At 60.0% G+C, this 18,734-nt stretch carries 16 protein-coding genes; 3 read left to right on the forward strand and 13 right to left on the reverse strand.

From position 1 onward, the window contains the following. Position 1: 1 nt before the first annotated feature. The 5 genes from E4656_RS14220 to E4656_RS14240 form a co-directional block, all read right to left on the reverse strand. On the reverse strand, positions 2-583 hold the full coding sequence (locus E4656_RS14220; protein WP_135483962.1) for an NADPH-dependent FMN reductase: 582 nt from the start codon (positions 581-583) through the stop codon (positions 2-4). A gap of 139 nt (positions 584-722) precedes the next feature. Continuing rightward, positions 723-1,922 carry a cytochrome b5 domain-containing protein gene (locus E4656_RS14225; RefSeq protein ID WP_135483963.1) on the reverse strand — a complete coding sequence of 400 codons (1,200 nt, stop codon included), beginning with the start codon at positions 1,920-1,922 and terminating at the stop codon, positions 723-725. After that, positions 1,919-3,238 carry a ferredoxin reductase family protein gene (locus E4656_RS14230; RefSeq protein ID WP_135483964.1) on the reverse strand — a complete coding sequence of 440 codons (1,320 nt, stop codon included), beginning with the start codon at positions 3,236-3,238 and terminating at the stop codon, positions 1,919-1,921. The genes E4656_RS14225 and E4656_RS14230 overlap by 4 nt, the downstream gene beginning before the upstream one ends. Before the next feature lie 184 nt (positions 3,239-3,422). Further along, positions 3,423-3,818 carry a DoxX family protein gene (locus E4656_RS14235; protein WP_135483965.1) on the reverse strand — a complete coding sequence of 132 codons (396 nt, stop codon included), beginning with the start codon at positions 3,816-3,818 and terminating at the stop codon, positions 3,423-3,425. A gap of 20 nt (positions 3,819-3,838) precedes the next feature. Further along, positions 3,839-4,966 (reverse strand): M14 family metallopeptidase, encoded by a 1,128-nt coding sequence (locus tag E4656_RS14240; RefSeq protein WP_135483966.1) that lies wholly within the window; start codon positions 4,964-4,966, stop codon positions 3,839-3,841. 142 nt (positions 4,967-5,108) lie between these two features. Here E4656_RS14240 and E4656_RS14245 point away from each other — a divergent pair, with 142 nt between their 5' ends. Then, positions 5,109-6,131, forward strand: a complete 1,023-nt coding sequence (locus E4656_RS14245) for a tryptophan--tRNA ligase (protein WP_205849215.1) — start codon at positions 5,109-5,111, stop codon at positions 6,129-6,131. A gap of 190 nt (positions 6,132-6,321) precedes the next feature. On the opposite strand, the gene E4656_RS14250 is transcribed toward E4656_RS14245, so the two are convergent. Beyond that, positions 6,322-7,152, reverse strand: a complete 831-nt coding sequence (locus E4656_RS14250) for a pirin family protein (protein ID WP_135483967.1) — start codon at positions 7,150-7,152, stop codon at positions 6,322-6,324. Positions 7,153-7,294: 142 nt separating this feature from the next. Between E4656_RS14250 and E4656_RS14255 the strand changes: the two genes are divergently transcribed. Next, positions 7,295-8,197 (forward strand): LysR substrate-binding domain-containing protein, encoded by a 903-nt coding sequence (locus E4656_RS14255; RefSeq protein ID WP_135483968.1) that lies wholly within the window; start codon positions 7,295-7,297, stop codon positions 8,195-8,197. A 123-nt stretch (positions 8,198-8,320) separates the two neighbouring features. Here the strand turns inward: E4656_RS14255 and E4656_RS14260 are convergent, their stop codons facing one another. From E4656_RS14260 to E4656_RS14275, 4 genes are all read right to left on the reverse strand, one after another. Beyond that, on the reverse strand, positions 8,321-9,316 hold the full coding sequence (locus tag E4656_RS14260; RefSeq protein WP_135483969.1) for an AEC family transporter: 996 nt from the start codon (positions 9,314-9,316) through the stop codon (positions 8,321-8,323). Between the two features lie 154 nt (positions 9,317-9,470). After that, a complete protein-coding gene (locus tag E4656_RS14265; protein ID WP_167856071.1) occupies positions 9,471-11,096 on the reverse strand; it encodes a phospholipase D family protein in 1,626 nt (541 codons plus the stop codon). 68 nt (positions 11,097-11,164) lie between these two features. Then, entirely contained in the window at positions 11,165-12,781 is a 1,617-nt protein-coding gene (locus E4656_RS14270; RefSeq protein ID WP_167856072.1) for a phospholipase D family protein, read from the reverse strand. 173 nt (positions 12,782-12,954) lie between these two features. Continuing rightward, on the reverse strand, positions 12,955-14,145 hold the full coding sequence (locus tag E4656_RS14275) for a hypothetical protein (protein ID WP_135483972.1): 1,191 nt from the start codon (positions 14,143-14,145) through the stop codon (positions 12,955-12,957). Between E4656_RS14275 and E4656_RS14280 the strand changes: the two genes are divergently transcribed. Beyond that, positions 14,135-14,398, forward strand: coding sequence for a hypothetical protein (locus E4656_RS14280; RefSeq protein WP_135483973.1), 264 nt, complete (start codon positions 14,135-14,137; stop codon positions 14,396-14,398). The genes E4656_RS14275 and E4656_RS14280 overlap by 11 nt on opposite strands. A gap of 172 nt (positions 14,399-14,570) precedes the next feature. Here E4656_RS14280 and dapB read toward each other — a convergent pair whose 3' ends face one another. From dapB to dnaK, 3 genes are all read right to left on the reverse strand, one after another. Continuing rightward, on the reverse strand, positions 14,571-15,368 hold the full coding sequence (gene dapB, locus E4656_RS14285; RefSeq protein ID WP_135483974.1) for a 4-hydroxy-tetrahydrodipicolinate reductase: 798 nt from the start codon (positions 15,366-15,368) through the stop codon (positions 14,571-14,573). 110 nt (positions 15,369-15,478) lie between these two features. After that, entirely contained in the window at positions 15,479-16,609 is a 1,131-nt protein-coding gene (gene dnaJ, locus E4656_RS14290) for a molecular chaperone DnaJ (protein ID WP_135483975.1), read from the reverse strand. Between the two features lie 173 nt (positions 16,610-16,782). Next, a complete protein-coding gene (gene dnaK / locus E4656_RS14295) occupies positions 16,783-18,711 on the reverse strand; it encodes a molecular chaperone DnaK (RefSeq protein ID WP_135483976.1) in 1,929 nt (642 codons plus the stop codon). Positions 18,712-18,734 lie beyond the last annotated feature (23 nt).

Here is an 18,734-nt window from a genome sequence, read left to right on the forward strand (position 1 = left end):
CTCAGCCGCTGAGCCGCTGCGCAAACTCGACAAAGCCGGCTACAAGGTTATCCAGTCTTTGCGCCAGATCATCATCGGTGACCTGGCCCTGTTCGTCGATCTTCTTGTTGGCCTGACCAACCGCCAGTTGCGGGCCATAGACATGCATGCCGAGGTTGGCCATCTGCGCACGCAGGTGTGGCAGTGCGCGCAGGCCACCATTGGCACCGGGTGAGGACCCGATCAGCAGCACCGGTTTGCCGCGAAACACCTTGATCCCGGGCTGGTCACTGGCCGTGCGGCTCATCCAGTCCAGGGTGTTTTTCAACAGCGGCGGGAACAGGCCATTGTACTCCGGGCTGACCACCACCAGAGCGCGCGCATCATCCATGCGCCGATTCAGTTCGATGATCGGCGCCGGAACGCCCTCGTTCTGTTCGATATCGCCGTCGTACAGCGGCGCGGTGAGATCTCCGGCCTGTACAACGTCGACAGCCACCTGCTGATCCTGCAGGCGCGCGACCGTGGCCGCCAGTACGCGGCCACTGATGGCCCCGGTACGGCGGCTGCCGGGCAATACAAGTATGGGTTTGGATGTGGTCATGACAGACTCCCTGCGTTCCGTTTGTGGTCCAGTGTACGCAGTTTGTGTCCTGTATGGCCAATTGGAAAGCGGGGTCTTTGCACTACCTGTTCAGCACGACGCAACACGCCCCACTGGCCGGGCCAGCGGGGCGTCGGTCTTAGCGTGCGTCCTGCAGAGCTTCTGCGGACACTTCACGGAACCAGTCATAGGTGCTGGTGGCACCGGAAATGCCATCGACTGCTTCCGGGTCGCCGGTCTCAATCAACTGGCGCACATAGGCCGGGAAGGCCGAGAACTGGCTGACGCCACTGTCCACCGCATTGCGCCAGCGCTGCGCATAGCCGTAGTCGGTGCGCTTGCTAAGATTGACGTTGCCGTCCTCGTCGCGCCCGATCTCGTCGTAGTGAACGCTGAAGATATAGCCATCACGCACGGTAATCTCGATCAGCGCCAACTGGCCACGCGCATTGGGCTCGGTCTCGGCATAGTAGGTACCATCCCGATAACCACCCAGCGCTTCAGGCATGGCGGGCGCAGCACGCTCGACTACCTCAGCATCCGCCAGCGCCAGCTCGAGTGCGGCCGTGAAGCTGTCAAAGGCCGAGGTAGCCCCGCTGATGGCATCCACGCCCTGCGGACCACCGGCCCGAATCAGCTGCTCCACATAGCCGGGAAAGGCCGACAGCTGCGACACGTCCGTGGGTCTGTTGTTGCGCCAGTTGGCGGCATAGCCATAGTCCTGCAGCTTGCTGCCGGTCACGTTGCCGGCATCATCACGCTGCACTTCATCATAGTGAGCGCCCACAATGCGGCCATCCTTGATAGTCAGTTCCACCAGCGCAATCCAGCCCCGGCTGTCCGGTTCCAGCTCGGCATAGTAGGACCCATCCGCCCATTGGGCGACACCGGAGGCTGACGGTGCTGCCGCAGCCCGGGCCGGGGCAGCCGGCTGACGCTGCGGCGCCGGGGTTGCTTCCGGCTCGGCCAGATCAGCCGCCGTCAGGCCCGAGCCTTCCAGCACGCCGATCCGGTAGCGGGCCAGCATGGCCGCAGCCGTGGCGCTGTGGCCCCGACCATTGCCGATGGCTTCCCAGGCCTCGGTAGACTCCTGACCACACCAGTCGGCAATCACGTGTTCCGGTGTCGGGTGATTGGGGATATAGCTGGTGATGTCATACACACGACCGTCAATGGCTTTCCAGCAGCTGTCGGTGGAATCATGTTCGGCCAGTTCGGCCAGCGAAATCTCCCGCAGATCATCATCCCCGGCAGGAGAATCAGTCAGCGCATTGACGCCGAGCAGTGTGAGTACGCTGGCCACGAAGGCCACGAACAGGGTGTAGGCGATCTTGTTCATAGGAAATCAAAAACCTCGCTGTGAATACGTGAGCTCGGCACTCCAGCTCGGACAAAAATCTGCTTGAGATGATCGATCATCGCCGGCGGGCCGCACATGTAGATCTCGCGCTCGGCAAAGTCAGGGCAGTGGCGCCGCAGGAAGTCTTCGCTCATCGGGCCTTCGTCCCGGAAATAGTGTGGAGTCACAGTCAGGCGCTCATGGTGCTCACCGATGTCCATGAGTTCATCCAGGTAGTAGGCCCGCACATGGTCGCGCCCCAGATAGAACAAATGCGCATTGGCGTCTTCCCGCCCGGCCTGCCCCGGCAGTTCATCAGCTTCACGCAGATGGCGGGCACCGCCGACAAAGGGCGTGACACCGATACCACCGGCCAGCCAGAGCTGATCACGCTCCGGGTACAGCCGTTCATAGAAGTCGCCGTAGGGGCCTTCAATATAGGCCGTGGTGCCGGGCGTGACGGTCTGCAGCGCATGGCTGGCATCCCCCAGATCCTTGATGCCGATACGCAGTATGGCGTCTTCCGGGCTGGAGGCGATGGTGTACGGATGCTCCTCGCCCTTGCCGGCTGACAGATTGGGGTCCATCGGCGTCAGGTAGACAAACTGACCGGCCTCATAGGGCATGGTTTTGCCCCTGGGCTTGAGTTGCACTTCCACCACATCACGCACCAGCTTCTCGACCCCGACCACTTCATACTCGTAGCGGCCGAGATGCGGTGACAGGCCTTTGCGCCAGACCATGGCGCCGATGGCGAGTACCGCCAGCACAACCCAGATCCAGAATTCTCCGGCCAGCGGAAACACGTGGGCCAGCGCCAGCAGTGTGGTCGGGATGGCCAGCAGGTGGAGCGTTTTCCAGCGCTGGTAATGCGGCCGCCCAAAGAACTGGAAAGTCGGCCCCAGGAACACCACCATCAGCAGCAAGGCACCCCAGCCGGACCACACCGGCCAGTTCTCGAACGGCGGGAACAGCGTAATGATGGCCGCCGACAGATCCGCCGGCACAGCGGCGAACCCCAGCACCACGGCGTGCGCCATGATCAGGATAAAGGCGCCGAAGCCAGCCAGGCGGTGCACCAGCCAGATCTGAGGCAGGCCGCCAAAGAAGCGGTCCAGCCCCGGCAGGCGGATGCTCAGCGTAGCCGCAAGGAGCAACAGAGCCATGGCCAGAATGCCGGTGGCGAGCGCGAACACCCGCAACGAACTGGCCGCCCCACCATCCCAGAGCTGCAACATCCGGGGCAGAGCCAGCAAAAGTGGTAGCAGGCAGAGCAATAACAGGAGCCCGTATCCGGGCTTCAACCAGGCGCGCATGACGTTATCCTTGTTTGACGCGAAACGATACCCCCATTGTGGTAGGTATTTGGCTCAGGTCAATAAATGACGGTGGTGGGGTTGATCTGGGTCAATTTCCCCAGAGGGTCGACAGTTGACGGAAGACAGTCGACAGTACAGCAGTGCCCCTGTCGACCCTGCACTGTCTTCTGTCGACTGTTGATCAGCACAGAAACTTCTGCAAAAACGGCGGTATCACGGGCCGGCGCAGCCACATCAGCACCACCAGCAGCGTGAACAGCACTACAGCGCCGAGCGAGTAGGCCAGCGGATCGTGAATCAGGTGCGTCAGCAGCGCTCCGAGCATCAGAAAGCTGAGCCCGAGCGCGGCGAGGCCGACCAGAGGCTTGATCAGCAGCACCAGGCCGGCAATCAGTTCACCAATGCCCAGGGTAATGCGAAACCAGTCCGGCAGGCCGAAGCGTTCGAAGGCCTCGACCATGCCCTCGGCCCCGGAGGCTGTCAGCCAGCCCGACCACACGTAGACGGCCGCCAGCAGCACCGTCAGATTCCAGGTCACAATCTCTTTCAGTGTATGGGCGCGTCGTTGTGCGGTCATGGTTTTCTCCTGTCTGGTGGCTACCTCAGGTCAGGCAACACGGCACGAATGGCGGGCAGGATGTCCCGGCCCAGTTGCATGGAGCGCATTTCGGACCAGCCGTAGAGTTCATCCGGCAGGTCGTCGTTGTCCTTGAATGGCATCTCCAGAGTATAGGCCAGGCACTCGAAGTGGTTACCGACCCAGGTGCAGCCCAGCGTCAGGTTGGCCTGCCCCGGCGCATCCTTCGGATAGCCGTGCGTGGTCTGGAACTCCGGCGTGGCCTGCAGGAAGGCAGATTCAAACCGGGACTGCAAGCCAGCAATATGATCATTGTAGGTCGGCACGCCCTGGGTGCCGGCCAGGAAGTTGTACGGAATGGCCTCGTCGCCGTGGATATCCAGAAACAGGTCGACACCGGTGGCTTTCATCTTCGCGCGCACATGGAAGACTTCCGGGCTCTTTTCAAGCGAGGGCTCGGCCCACTCCCGGTTCAGGTTGACGCCGGCGGCATTGGTCCGCAGGTGGCCGCGCACACTGCCATCCGGGTTCATGTTCGGCACCACATAGAAGACGGCATCATCCAGCAGGGTGCGGCTCAGGCCATCGTCGGTGTCCAGCAGCCGTTCCAGCAGACCCTCCACAAACCATTCCGCCATGGATTCCCCCGGGTGCTGACGGGCGGTGATCCAGATGCGGCGGCGAGCCGACTCTTCGTCACCAATCACCAGCAGGCTGAGGTCGCGGCCATCCAGCGTCGGGCCCAGATCTTCCACCCGGCACAGATGAGACTGCTGGGCTTCCTGAATCAGATCCTGATGCTGCTCGTAGCTGTAGGGCACATAGTAGGCAAAGTACACCACCTCATGTTCCAGCACATGGTCGATAATCAGCTCGCCGTTCTCGTAGCGCGTATCGACCCGGAACCAGGTTTCACGGTCATAGGTGGCGCAGGCGCGGTAGTTGTCCCAGCCCTTCGGGTAGGCTGCACCGGCGGCATTCAGAATACGCAGCCGATGCGCCACGCCCGGCGAGCCCGTCAGCCGGAAATGAAACCACTGGTAGAAGTCCGACTGATGGTCGGGGCGGATATTCAGTTGGATATCGGCCGGATCATCCGCCCGGACCACCTCGATATTGCCACTGTCAAAAGCGGTGGAAATGCGCATCTACTCTAACTCCTTGCAAATCATTGCGTCGAACCCTGCATCCCAGAGTCCAGTGTAGTCGATTGGCACCCATGACTCGATTTTACCGACCAAATTCGCTATGGTTCTGCCTTCTTCACAGGCAGTGACCACAGCGATCATCATGACCCAACAGACCGTTCTTACCGGCATCACCACCACCGGCATTCCGCATCTGGGCAACTATGCCGGGGCCATTCGCCCGGCCATCGAATCCAGTCTGCGCGACAGCGCCAAAAGCAGCTACTTCTTCATGGCCGACTATCATGCCCTGATCAAGTGTCAGGAACCAGAGCGGGTACGTGAAAGCACACTGGCCATTGCGGCAACCTGGCTTGCCTCCGGCCTGGATACCGATCGGGTCACCTTCTATCGCCAGTCGGACATTCCCGAAGTCACCGAGCTGAGCTGGATTCTGACCTGTGTCGCCGCCAAAGGCCTGATGAACCGGGCGCATGCCTACAAGGCCGCCGTGCAGGACAACGTGGAAAACGAAGCGGCAGACCCGGACAAGGGCATCACCATGGGGCTGTTCAGCTACCCCATTCTGATGGCCGCCGACATCCTGCTGTTCAATGCCACCCATGTACCGGTCGGTAAGGATCAGATTCAGCATCTGGAGATGACGCGGGATATCGGCCAGCGCTTCAATCACCTGTTCGGTGAGACCTTCACGCTGCCGGAAGCCGTGGTCGACGAAAACGGCATGGTGCTGAAGGGGCTGGACGGCCGCAAGATGTCGAAGAGTTACAACAACACCATTCCATTGTTCGAAGGCGAGAAGAAGTTCCGCAAGCTGATCAACAAGATCGTGACCAATTCACTGGAGCCGGGCGAACCCAAAGACCCGGACAACTGCACCCTGTTCAGCATCTACGCGGCCTTTGCCGATGCCGAAGCAGTGGCCGCCATGCGCCGTCAGTACGAGGAAGGCATCGGCTGGGGCGAAGCCAAGAAGCAGGTGTTCGAGCATCTGAACGAACTGCTGAAGGACAAGCGGGAAGCCTACAACGAGCTGATCAGCGACCCGGCCGAAATCGACCGCATTCTGAAAAAGGGTGCCGAGCGCGCACGCGAATATGCCGTGCCATTGATGGCCGACGTGCGCAAGAAAGTAGGCATTGGCCCGCTGGCGGGTGGTCTGTAACGCTGGGCGTGTAGTGAGGGACGCAAGTCCCGATGAGCGTGGCACCTGTCGTGCATGACCTGTAGTGAGGGACGCAAGTCCCGATATAACAAAGCGGCTTACGCCGCCATCGCGACTCGCGTCGCTCACTACAACGGATGTGCCGCCGAACCCTGTCGCGACTCGCGTCGCTCGCTACAAGTATTGTGCTTCAGGCCGTCAGACGCCCTGACTGGAAGTCCTGAATGGCCTGTTCGATTTCTTCCACCGTGTTCATCACGAACGGGCCATACTGCACCACCGGCTCGTTGAGCGGCTGACCGCCCACCAGCAGGCAGCCTGAGCCGCCTTTGGCTTCGAGCGCCACGGCTTCACCCGCACTCAGAATGGCCACTTCACCGGCACGAATCACCTGCTTGCCGACTGTAATGTCACCCTTGTAGGCATAGACAAAGGCCGTGTGGTTCTCCGGCAGGCTGTTGCGGAAAACGCCATCCTCTTCCCAGCGTATATCGAAGAAGCGCGGCTGCGTAGCCACGCCGCTGACCGGGCCGACCTTGCCGTTCAACTCACCGGCCAACACGCGTACCACACCGGCGTCGAAGTCGGTTTCGGGTACGTCTTCAGCCGGAATGTCCTGATAACGCGGGTCGGTCATCTTGTCCTTCGCCGGCAGATTGACCCAGAGCTGGAAGCCCCACAGCATGCCGTTTTCCTGCTGCGGCATCTCTTCGTGAATAATGCCCCGCCCGGCCGTCATCCACTGAATCGAACCTGGCCCGAGGTAGCCTTCGCTGCCCATGTGGTCACGGTGGCGCACACTGCCCTCGATCAGGTAGGTCACTGTTTCAAAGCCCCGATGCGGGTGGCTGGGAAAACCGGCGATATAGTCGTTGGGGTCGTCCGACTTGAATTCGTCCAGCATCAGAAAAGGGTCAACCCGCTGCAGATAGGGGCTGCCGATAATGCGTGACAGGCTGACACCGGCCCCATCCTGGGTGGGCATGCCCTTGGCCAGGCGGCTGACAGTACGTTCGCTCATGGTGACTACACCTCCTCGGTTGGCCGGGAAACCCGTCCCCGACATTCAATTCAACAATTGCCACAGTACGGATGTGCTGTCCGCTTGCATAACGAAATTAACTGGCAGATGATTTCAAAAAGACTGAATAAACGGAGATTCCGTGGCCCACAACCCCATAACCGTCGAGCTGATTCGCACCCTGGATGCCATTGATCGTCACGGCAGCTTCGCGGCAGCAGCGGAACATCTGCACAAGGTACCCTCGGCCCTGACCTATACGCTGCAGAAGTGCGAGCGGGATCTGGAGATAAAGCTGTTCGACCGCAGCGGCCATCGGGCGGAATGGACCGAAGCCGCCCGACACATTCTAAGCGAGGGCAGACGCATCCTGGTGGCCATGGAGAATCTGGGCCACAGCGCCCAGCGCCTGGCGCAGGGCTGGACCACACAGTACGTAGTGGCACTGGACCATCTGCTCGACTTCGAACAGATAGTGCCGCTGCTGACCCGGGCCCACGAGGACATTCCCTGGGTGCCGGTGCATGTGCGTCAGGGCACCCTGTCCGGCACCTGGGAACTGCTGCTGGAGCACGAGGCAGACCTGGTCGTCGCCCCACTGCATTCCAAACCGGACGCCGGCAACATCGAGACCCGGCCCATCGGCACCATCCGCATGGTACTGGCGGTGGCGCGTGACCACCCGCTGGCGGCAGTCGACCGCCCCCTGACCGAAGACGACCTGCTGCCCTACCCCGTGGTCACCAATCAGGACACCGCGCGCCAGATCACCCCGCTGACCGCCGGTCTGCGCCAGCGGCGACAGCAGTTGCTGGTACCGGATATGAGTACCAAGATCCTGGCCCAGAAGCGTGGCCTGGGCATCGGCTTTCTGCCCATGCACCGCATCCAGCAGGAGGTGTTGGGCGGCGACCTGATACTGAAATCACTGGCCAGCAATGACCAGGAACGGGAGATGACGCTGGTGGCGGGTTGGCGGCAGGGCGACAGCGACAAGACACACCACTGGATGCTGGAGCATCTGGAGTTGTTGTCAATCAATTAAGCAGCCACCTGGAATCGGCCAGGGGCTGGCCTCCCACAGCATCAGTAACCTGCAGTAGGAGCTCGCCCCGCGAGCGAATCGGCCAGGGGCTGGCCTCCCACGGCACCAGGAACCAGCGATAAATCAAATCAACCCGGTCAGGCGCAGCACAAACAACCCCAGGGTGGTGCTGAACAGCGAGAACAGGGTGGTGATGACGATGATCTCGGCCGCCAGGTTGCCCCACTGGGTCATGGCTCGCGCCATGACGAAGCTGGCGGCAGCGGTTGGGGCAGCCATCATCAGGTAGAGAATACCCAGTTGCTCGCCCCGGAAACCGAGCCAGACCCCACCCAGCGCGGCCAGCGCAGGCAGCAGCACCAGCTTGAACAGGGTTGCCCAGAGCACCAGCAGGCGGTTGCCCTTGAGGCTGCGCCAGCGCAGGCTGGCACCGATACAGAGCAGTGCGATAGGCAGCGTGAGGTCGGCCAGACCCTGCAAGGTGTTGTCGGCGAGATCCGGCATGGGCAGGCCGCTCAGCGACCAGGCCACGCCAGCCACCACACCGATCATCAGCGGGTTGCGTGCCATCTGCGACAGCATTCTGAGCGGTGCCACACCCTGCCCCTGCCCCAGTTGCAGCACCACCACAGAGGCCATGTTGTACAGAAAGGTCAGTACGGCCAGATACAGTGACGCCAGCGGAATGGCCGAGGCCCCGAAAGCATTAACCACCATGGCCAACCCGACGATGCCCATGTTGCCGCGAAACGCGCCCTGAATGAACACGCCCCGGCTGGTGATGTCCCGCGTCAGTTGCGGCGTCAGAAACCACAGCAGCACAATGCTGCCCAGCGTAAACAACACCGCATAGGTGATCAGATCACCCTGCCACACCTCGGTCAGTGGTGCCCGGGCAATGTTCAGAAACAACAGTGTGGGCAGACACCAGGTAAACACCAGATAGTTGCCGTCGGCAATGAAGTCATCGCTGATGCGTTTGGTGCGGCGCAACAGCAGGCCAGCGATCAGCCAGATCAGAATTGGCAGTGTGGTGGAGAGCGAGAACAGGAGGTTGTCGAAGATACTCACGGTGTGGGGTCGGGGTTCCTTTCGGGGAATGGGCTGGCGTGGCGGCATTATACATCCAGTCGGCCACGCCTTACAGGGCAGCCCCGGGTTTGTAGCGCGGGGCGCAAGCAATTATCGGGACTTGCGTCCCTCGCTACAGGTAATTCATCGGGACTTGCGTCCCTCGCTACAGGTAATTCATCGGGACTTGCGTCCCTCGCTACTAGAGCAAAAACTCGATAGGCAGGAGGGTGTAGAGCCCGATGCGAAAGCGTTGCCACCAACTGCTGTCCGGATCATAGTTGGCGATGGCAGTGGCCTCGGAGCCCGGGCTGTCGACGTCAGGTTCTTCCACCCAGAGCTTGTCGCCGTTCTCTTCCAGCACCACTCTCCAGGCCAGGCGGTTTTTCATCGGCTCCATCCAGTCGAGAATTTGCGCGGCAAGCTCGGGGCTCTCTATCAACAGGCCGATTTCAGTGTTGTGCTCGAACGACCGGGGGTCCATGTTCACCGAACCAATAAACACGCGCTCCCGGTCAAACACCCAGACTTTGGCATGCAGGGTCACCTGTTCGGTCAGCACCGACTGCCAGGGTTCGTCGTTGGCATCTTCATACAGCGACCAGGGCGTGGGCTGCACTTCCCACAGGCGTATTCCGGCCTCCAGCAACTCCCGGCGGTACGGCGCATAACCACTGTGCACAATGGGCATGTTGTTGGCGGCCAGTGAGTTGGTCAGCAAGTCAATCTCAATGCCACGGTCAATCAGATCCAGAAGAATATCGGTGCCTTCCTCGCCGGGCACAAAATAGGGTGTGACAAACAGTGCCTCGTGCTGTGTTGGAGTGATCTCGGACAGCAGGCGTGGCATCAGATGGCCGGTGATGTCACCGGCCGGGCGCAGGATCTTGCCGGGGTCATCCACATAGAGTGTTGCCGGCGCCCAGATGAAATCACCATCATCCCATTGCCAGGAGGTTCTTTGCTCCGGCAGCCCGCTGGCAAACTCCTCGCGAATAGTATTCAGGGAGGTGCCATAGCGACCCAGGCTCACCCGGGATGCCTCACTGGCCAGTTGATGATTCCAGTACAGATCGAAGGCACCGGAAATATCCCGGGTAACCGACCCCAGCGTCAGTACATCCAGATCAAGGAAGATGCGTTCGGGTGAAGCCTCATAATAGGCATCCCCGGTGTTGCGGCCGCCGATTATGCCTACCTGGTTGTCGGCCACGAAGGCCTTGTTGTGCATCCGTCGATGCACACGGGCGAAATGGGTCAGGTAGTTCAGGCGCCAGGCCGGGCGCAACGGGAAGGGGTTGAAAATGCGCACTTCGATATTGTCATGGGTGGCCAGCGAGGCCAGCCATGCCGAGGGGTAATCATTGCCCCAGTCGTCCACCAGCAGGCGCACCTGCACACCGCGATCAGCCGCCTCCAGCAGGTGGGCGAGCAAGACCCGGGAACTGGTCTGATCCAGCAGCTCGAAGGCCTGCACATCCAGCGAGTACTCGGCCTTGCGGGCCAGAGTCAGACGGGCTTCCAGTGCGTCCGGACCTTCCTTCAACAGCAGGAAACCGCTTTCAGCCGGCCCTGAGGCCAGTACCCTGTCTTCGCCATACACTTCAATCAAACGCTGAGTCAGGCAAGAGGCTTCGGTTTCCGTGGGTGCAAACTCGATCGGGCGACTGCCCACATCCGGCAGCGCGGTGCAGGCAGTCAGCAGAGCCAGTACAGCACCTGTAACCGCGACTCTGCAACTGTCATTCAGGAAGCGGGGAACACGGAACCTGCTGAGGGAATAACCGGCGCACCGAAACAAAGCCAGCAATGAAAAAGGCATCCTCATGATCGGACCGTCTGCTTCCTGCAACACAAAAGAGGCAGTATATCCTGTTGAACAACACACTGTCGGCATCAGAGCAGTGACTCAATTGGCAAAAATGTATAAAGACTGATGCTGAAACGGCGCCACCAGCTGCTTTCGGGGTCGTAGTTGGCGATGGCGGTTGCTTCGGCACCCGGGCCTTCCAGGTCCAGGTCCGGCATGCGCAGCCAGGCCTTGTCGCCGCTCTCGTCCAGTTCCACCCGCCAGGCCAGGTGGTTCTTGAGCGGTTCGATCCAGTCCAGGATCTGGCTGGCCAGCTCCGGACTGTCGATCAGCACGCCGATTTCGGTATTGTGCTGCATCGAGCGCGGGTCCATGTTCAGGGAACCGATGAAAACCCGTTCCCGGTCCATTACCCAGACCTTGGCATGCAGCGTCACCCGGTCTGCCATGGCCGAACGCCAGGGGATGGCAGTACTGCCGCTTTCATAGCGGGTCCAGGGGGTGGGCTGTACCTCCCACAGCCGCACGCCATGCGCCAGCAGTTCCCGTCGATAGGGTGCATAGCCGCTGTGTGCTATCGGCACATTGTTGGCAGCCAGAGAGTTGGTCAACAGGTCAATACGCAGGCCGGCACGCGTGGCTGCCGTCAACACATCGGTACCATCCTGCCCCGGCACGAAATAGGGCGTCACAAAGAGCACCTCGTTACGGGTTGCTGCCAGCTCCGGCATCATCTGCGGCATCAGATGCCCGGTATCGTCGCGCGAAGAGCGCAGCAACTTGCCGGGGTCATCCACATAGACCCGCGCCGGCGCCCAGACCACGGGCTTGTCCTCCCAGCGCCAGTCTGCAACTGTGGCCTGGTACGCCTCCACCTGCGGCAGCAAGTCGGCCTGAATGCGCGCCAGCGAGGAACGTGTGCGCCCCTGACTCACCTGCACTGCGTCCACCGCCAACTGGTGATTCCAGTACGCATCGAACGCCTCCGACAGCGCCTGTGATGCCGGACCCAGCGTCAGTACATCCAGATCCAGAAACAGGTGCTCGGCTTCCGCTTCGAAATAGATGTCACCCAGGTTACGACCGCCGATGATGCCGACGCGGTTGTCCACCACAAAAACCTTGTTGTGCATGCGGCGGTGCACACTGGCAAAGCGGGTCAGATAGTTCAGGCCACGGCTGAAGCGCATGGGATAGGGATTGAAAATACGAATATCAAAGTTGTCATGGCTGGCCAGTGTGGCCAGCCAGGCACTGGGAAACTCATTGTCAAAATCGTCGGTAAGCAGCCGCACGGCCACGCCACGCTCGGCGGCAGCCAGCAGATGCGCCAGTATCAGATGTGTGCTCGGCTCATCCTTGAACTGGTAGGTCTGAATCACGATGGAGTGCTCGGCCTGCTGAATCAGCGCCAGCCGGGCCGCCAGGGCTTCGGGTCCGCCCTTTAGCAGCAGAAAGCCGCTTTCCGCAGCATCCGCTTGCAGAATGCGCTCGGCGCCGAACGCATCCAGCAACGACTGGGTCAGTGCCGCCTCGTCAGTATCTTCGGGCGTCCATTGCAGCGACCGGCTGCCCACTTCCGGCAGGGAGACGCAGCCACTCAGCAACACGGCAACAAATATCGCCAGGAGCCCGTGCCACAGAGGCAAGACCCGGCGCAAACGCAATATCGGGTTCGGCGGCCCGATATCCGGCAGAACCATGAGCATCCATTCCTGTCAAAACCCCAAAGAGGTCGGCATTTTAGTCAGGAGTAGCCCCGCAACGACAGAGCGCTTTGTCACAAGATGCAAAAAAGACCTGACGGTGATTTTCCGACAGGCACAAAAAAGCCGGCTTGCGCCGGCTTTTTAAGCAGTATCTGACTTAAGTCAGATTAGAAGCTGTATTTAGCGAACATTTCAACTTCGTTCTTCACGCCACCGTCAAAGTAGTCGTCACCCTGGTTGGTGTACTCGGCACCAAATACAACGCCAGAGTCAAAGGTGTAATCACCACCCAGAACCAGTTTCAGGTCAGCGTCTTGGTTTTCGTTGTAACCGCTGTCAGTGAAGCCTTCCAGACCATAGTTGACTTCTGCGAATGCACCGTAAGGGCCTTCAGCATAAGACAGCTTGGCGAAGACAAAGCCAGCATCGATTTCAGCTGCCAGAGCCTCATAACCGCCTTCTACGGTGAACGGAGCGAATTCAGCTACCGCGCCACCACGAACCAGCAGAGTATCGCTGTCGCTTTCCAGCGCGTCACGGTCGGTCAGCAGCAGGAATACAGACAGCTCGTCAGTAGCCTGAACGTCAGCCTTGACTGCGAAGACACCGCGATCGTCATCACCAGCACCAGCAGTAGTTACTACATCGTTGGAAATCTGACGATAAACCGCTGTCAGGGTAACCATGTCGACCGGAGTTGCAACGGTACCCAGACCGAAGGTGAACTCGGCGTCCTGCATGCCATCAGGAGCATCCAGAGCCTCACGGTACTGGACGTCAGCCCAGACTTCTGCTACATCGAGATCCTGGTTCAGGGCAGCGGCGAAACCGAAAGGATGTCCAGCATTACCTTCGGCCTGAACGCGCAGACCCAGGTCATCAACGCTGTAACGGAAAGCCGCGTCAACACCAATGCGTGTTTCGTCGTCTTCACCGAACATTTCGTTTTCGTCAGTCAGGTCTTCATACAGGCCAGCTGTATCAGTGATACGACCGATCTGACCAAAAGAGAACGGACCTTCGTCAACACGCAGGTTGTCTACCCAGATGCCGGCTTCGCCTTCGACCAATTCAATGCCGTTGTGCTCTTCATCTTCATCGACACCAGCGATGATGTCACCGCTGAACGGGCCATTGGATACAGACCAGGTCGCAGTAAAGTTGTACCAGTCGTCGTCGGCAGAATGGTAGCCCGGAAGACCGTGCATCCGACGCTCGTTTTCAAAGTCCAGCGTGGTGTTCACTTTCAGATCGGCACTGAAGTCGACATCAAATGTGGTGTCTGCAGCGGCCTGACCGGCAATGGCCAGAGCCAGAGCAGATACAGCAAAACCAGAAGCAAGTTTAATGGATTTCATTCAAGATTCCCCTTTTTTTTTCATGAAGCTGATCCGACAGAACCAGACTCCTTTGGTTGGCGGTTGCAGCAACCACCGATTCTTATCGTTATTCAGTTTGCAGCAGCCATATTACACGGCCATTACAAAATTGAAACCCCTGATCGCAACCCTGCGAAACCGTGCCGTTCCATTGTCAATGGCACGTCAGGCGCCTGAACGTGATGCTATCTCACCAGAGAATTTTTTGATGGTCAACGGTTTTTTCGGCTGAATTTGGCTTTTTAAGGCCCATTTCATGGGCCTCCTGGCGGTTTTTTGTTCAATTCGCGGATTAAATGGCGGAAGAAAGCCAGTACAGGCTCATGTAAACGCTTGCTTATCGGCTTTATTGAGCGCTCACAGGCCGCGAATATCCACTCTTGAAGTCATTTCTCAACAGTTATTCAAATACCGAGTACATCCCGCATGGTGTAAAGGTCGGCCGGCCTGCTGTGCAGCCAGCGTGCTGCGCGCAGTGCACCCCGGGCAAACGTCATGCGGCTGCTGGCCTTGTGGCCAATTTCGATGCGCTCGCCATCGGCCGCATAGATGACCGTGTGATCTCCCACCACATCACCGCCACGCAGGGTCGCAAAGCCGATGGTCTCCTGTCGGCGCGGGCCTTCGGCGCCTTCACGGCCGTAGACAGCGCACTCTTGCAGGTTGCGTTCCAGGCCTCGGGCGGCAGCTTCGCCCAGGGCCAGCGCCGTGCCTGAGGGTGCATCGACCTTGTGCCGATGATGCATCTCGACGATTTCGACGTCGTAGTCATCGCCCAGGATGCGCGCGGCCTGCTCGACCAGTTGGGTGAGCACGGTAACGCCGACTGACATGTTGGGCGCGAAAACAAGGGGTATATGTGATGCGGCCTCGGTCACGGCGGCTTTCTGCGCCTCGGACAAGCCGGTGGTGCCGATCACCAGGCCAAAACCCTTGTCGCGGCAGATCCGCAGGTGGGTTTCGGTGGCGGCTGGCAGGGTGAAGTCAATCACTATGTCGATATCAGTCAGCGCCTCGAGGCTGTCGAGCAGCAGGATGCCGGTTTCGCCCAGGCCACACAGGTGCCCGATATCCTGCCCGAGCAGGGGGCTGTCAGGGCGGTCGGTGGCGCCGGCCAGGGTGAGGTCTTCGGCCTGGTGCACCAACTGTACCAGGGTGCGTCCCATGCGGCCGGTGGCGCCGGTTATCGCAACTCTAACCATCTGAATATTCCTGAAATTCGGTGGCTATCAAGTAGACAGTTGACAGTGCACAGTAAGAAAGCGGAGGAGCACTGCCTACTACTGTCGACTGTCATCTGTCGACTACCTATCTACATGTCTTCGAAGAACTTTTTCACGCCGTCAAACCAGGAGTTTTTGCGCGGCGAGTTGCTGCTGTTCTTGCGGTCCAGGGTGGCCTGGAATTCGCGCAGCAGTTCTTTCTGCTTTTCGTTCAGCTTGACCGGGGTTTCGACCACGACCCGGCACATCAGGTCGCCCCTGGGGCCGCCGCGTACCGGGGTGACGCCCTTGCCACGCAGGCGGAACAGCTTGCCGCTCTGGGTTTCTACCGGAATCTTGAGCTTGACCCGGCCATCCAGGGTGGGCACTTCGAGCTCGCCACCAAGCGCCGCATCCACAAAGGAGATCGGCACTTCGCAATACAGGTTGCTGCCATCGCGCTGGAACAGCGAGTGCTCCTTGACGATGACCTGTACATAAAGATCGCCCGCCGGGCCGCCCTTGGCGCCGGCTTCGCCTTCGCCGCTGAGACGAATGCGATCGCCGGTATCGACACCGGCCGGAATCTTCACATTGAGGGTGCGGGTTTCTTCCTTCACGCCACGGCCACGGCAGTCCATGCAGGGGTCTTCAATCACCTGGCCGCTGCCGCCACAGGCGTGGCAGGTCTGCTGTACAGCAAAGAAACCCTGCTGCATGCGTACCGTGCCGGTGCCATGACAGACACCACAGGTCTTGGGGCTGGTGCCGGGCTTGGCACCGGTGCCGTCACAGGTGCCACAGCCGACCAGGGTCGGTACGCGGATGGTCTTTTCGACTCCGCGTACGGCTTCTTCCAGGGTCAGTTCCAGGTTGTAGCGCAGATCGGACCCGCGGCGGGCGGAAGATCGACGGCCACCGCCGCCGGCAGCACCAAAGATGTCACCAAACACGTCGCCAAAGATATCGCTGAAGCTGCTGTGCCCAGCGCCACCGCCAAAGCCACCGGCTTGGCCGTCAACCCCGGCATGTCCAAACTGATCATAGGCCTGGCGTTTTTCCGCGTCCGCCAGTACTTCATAGGCTTCGCTGGCTTCCTTGAACTTGGCCTCGGCTTCCGGGTTATCCTGGTTGCGGTCCGGGTGGAACTTCATCGCCAGCCGACGGTAGGCTTTCTTGATGTCCTTTTCGTCGGCGCTGCGATCCACGCCCAGGATTTCGTAGTAGTCGCGTTTGGACATAATTGAATCTGGCTTCTTTGGCTTCAGTTGACAGTCAAAAGTCGACAGTCGACAGCGGCCCGAGATAGTTGCTCCCTGGCTGCGCTGTCTACTGTCGACTGTCTACTTGAATCCGCATGGTATCTGCGGGCATCGAACGCCTCCCGGCGAACCATACCCGCACATCCTTTGGATTACTTCCGGTCTTCGTCCTTCACTTCCTCGAACTCGGCGTCGACTGCATCGTCGGCGCTGCTGTCGCCGGCCTGCTCGGCGTCGGCTTCACCGCCGGCGGCTCCGGCAGCCTGTTCGGAGTACAGTTTCTGCGCCAGTGAAGCCGAGGCTTCGGTGAGGGCGTTGGTCTTGGCCTCGATGGCTTCCTTGTCGCCTTCTTTCAGCGCTGCTTCCAGCTCTTCAATGGCTTTCTCGATGGCTTGTTTCTCGTCCTCGGTGGCCTTGTCACCGGCTTCTTCCAGCGTCTTGCGGGTCGCGTGAATCATGCCATCGGCCGTGTTGCGCGCCTGCACCAGTTCCTCGAACTTGCGGTCCTCCTCGGCATGCGCTTCGGCGTCCTTCTCCATCTGGGCGATTTCTTCATCGCTCAGACCGGAAGAGGCCTTGATGACAATGGACTGCTCCTTGCCGGTGCCCTTGTCCTTCGCGGACACGTTCAGAATGCCGTTGGCATCGATGTCGAACGCCACCTCGATCTGCGGCACACCACGCGGTGCCGGCGGAATGTCCGCCAGGTCAAAGCGGCCCAGCGACTTGTTCTGTGCCGCCTGCTTGCGTTCGCCCTGTACCACGTGGATGGTCACGGCGGTCTGGTTGTCATCCGCGGTGGAGAAGACCTGGGTCTTCTTGGTCGGAATGGTGGTGTTTTTCTCGATCAGCGAAGTCATCACGCCACCCATGGTTTCGATACCCAGGGTCAGCGGGGTGACGTCGAGCAGCAGGACGTCCTTCACGTCACCGGACAGTACCGCACCCTGCAGGGCAGCGCCCATGGCCACGGCTTCGTCCGGGTTGACGTCCTTGCGCGGCTCCTTGCCGAAGAACTCTTTCACCTTGGTCTGTACCAGCGGCATGCGGGTCTGGCCACCGACCAGAATCACTTCGTCGATGTCGTCCAGGTCCACATCGGCATCCTTGATGGCGATACGGCAAGGTTCGATGGAGCGGTCGACCAGCTCTTCCACCAGGGATTCCAGCTTGGCCCGGGTCACCTTGACGTTCAGGTGCTTGGGACCATTCTGGTCCGCCGTGATGTAGGGCAGGTTGACGTCAGTCTGCTGGGCGGAAGACAGCTCGACCTTGGCTTTCTCAGCGGCTTCTTTCAGGCGCTGCATAGCCAGGGAATCACCCTGCAGGTCAATGCCGCTGTCCTTCTTGAACTGTTCGGCCAGGTAATTGATCAGTTTGAGGTCGAAATCCTCACCACCGAGGAAGGTGTCACCATTGGTGGACAATACTTCCACCTGGGTTTCGCCATCCACGTCGGCAATCTCGATAATGGAGATATCGAAGGTACCGCCACCCAGGTCATACACGGCCACGGTACGGTCGCCGGACTTCTTGTCCAGACCATAGGCCAGGGCGGCCGCAGTCGGCTCGTTGATGATGCGCTTTACTTCCAGGCCGGCGATGCGACCGGCATCCTTGGTGGCCTGGCGCTGGCTGTCGTTGAAGTAGGCCGGTACGGTGATGACTGCCTCGGTGACTTTCTCGCCCAGGTAGTCTTCAGCGGTCTTCTTCATCTTTTTCAGCACTTCGGCGGAAATCTGCGGCGGTGCCTTCTTGTCGCCCTTCACTTCCACCCAGGCGTCACCATTGTCTGCTTCGACAATCTTGTAGGGCACCATCTTGATGTCTTTCTGCACCACGTCGTCCTTGAAGCGACGACCGATCAGGCGCTTGACCGCATAGACGGTGTTGTGCGGGTTGGTGACCGCCTGCCTCTTGGCCGGCTGACCGACCAACACTTCGTTGTCGTCTGTATAGGCGACGATGGACGGGGTGGTGCGATCACCCTCTGCGTTTTCCAGTACCCGGGTCTTGTCTCCGTCCAGAATGGCCAGACAGGAATTGGTCGTACCCAGATCGATACCGATAATCTTGCCCATGCTTAGCGCTCCTCAGTATTCGG

It is taken from the genome of Natronospirillum operosum (assembly GCF_004768465.1).
Classification (GTDB): domain Bacteria; phylum Pseudomonadota; class Gammaproteobacteria; order Pseudomonadales; family Natronospirillaceae; genus Natronospirillum; species Natronospirillum operosum.

What these genes read in the sequence shown, in the direction of transcription:
- E4656_RS14220 (WP_135483962.1), bottom strand. Translation starts at nt 583, where the DNA reads ATGACCACATCCAAACCCATACTTGTATTGCCCGGCAGCCGCCGTACC.
- E4656_RS14225 (WP_135483963.1), bottom strand. Translation starts at nt 1,922, where the DNA reads ATGAACAAGATCGCCTACACCCTGTTCGTGGCCTTCGTGGCCAGCGTA.
- E4656_RS14230 (WP_135483964.1), bottom strand. Translation starts at nt 3,238, where the DNA reads ATGCGCGCCTGGTTGAAGCCCGGATACGGGCTCCTGTTATTGCTCTGC.
- E4656_RS14235 (WP_135483965.1), bottom strand. Translation starts at nt 3,818, where the DNA reads ATGACCGCACAACGACGCGCCCATACACTGAAAGAGATTGTGACCTGG.
- E4656_RS14240 (WP_135483966.1), bottom strand. Translation starts at nt 4,966, where the DNA reads ATGCGCATTTCCACCGCTTTTGACAGTGGCAATATCGAGGTGGTCCGG.
- E4656_RS14245 (WP_205849215.1), top strand. Translation starts at nt 5,109, where the DNA reads ATGACCCAACAGACCGTTCTTACCGGCATCACCACCACCGGCATTCCG.
- E4656_RS14250 (WP_135483967.1), bottom strand. Translation starts at nt 7,152, where the DNA reads ATGAGCGAACGTACTGTCAGCCGCCTGGCCAAGGGCATGCCCACCCAG.
- E4656_RS14260 (WP_135483969.1), bottom strand. Translation starts at nt 9,316, where the DNA reads ATGCCGCCACGCCAGCCCATTCCCCGAAAGGAACCCCGACCCCACACC.
- E4656_RS14265 (WP_167856071.1), bottom strand. Translation starts at nt 11,096, where the DNA reads ATGAGGATGCCTTTTTCATTGCTGGCTTTGTTTCGGTGCGCCGGTTAT.
- E4656_RS14270 (WP_167856072.1), bottom strand. Translation starts at nt 12,781, where the DNA reads ATGGTTCTGCCGGATATCGGGCCGCCGAACCCGATATTGCGTTTGCGC.
- E4656_RS14280 (WP_135483973.1), top strand. Translation starts at nt 14,135, where the DNA reads ATGGATTTCATTCAAGATTCCCCTTTTTTTTTCATGAAGCTGATCCGA.
- E4656_RS14275 (WP_135483972.1), bottom strand. Translation starts at nt 14,145, where the DNA reads ATGAAATCCATTAAACTTGCTTCTGGTTTTGCTGTATCTGCTCTGGCT.
- dapB (WP_135483974.1), bottom strand. Translation starts at nt 15,368, where the DNA reads ATGGTTAGAGTTGCGATAACCGGCGCCACCGGCCGCATGGGACGCACC.
- dnaJ (WP_135483975.1), bottom strand. Translation starts at nt 16,609, where the DNA reads ATGTCCAAACGCGACTACTACGAAATCCTGGGCGTGGATCGCAGCGCC.
- dnaK (WP_135483976.1), bottom strand. Translation starts at nt 18,711, where the DNA reads ATGGGCAAGATTATCGGTATCGATCTGGGTACGACCAATTCCTGTCTG.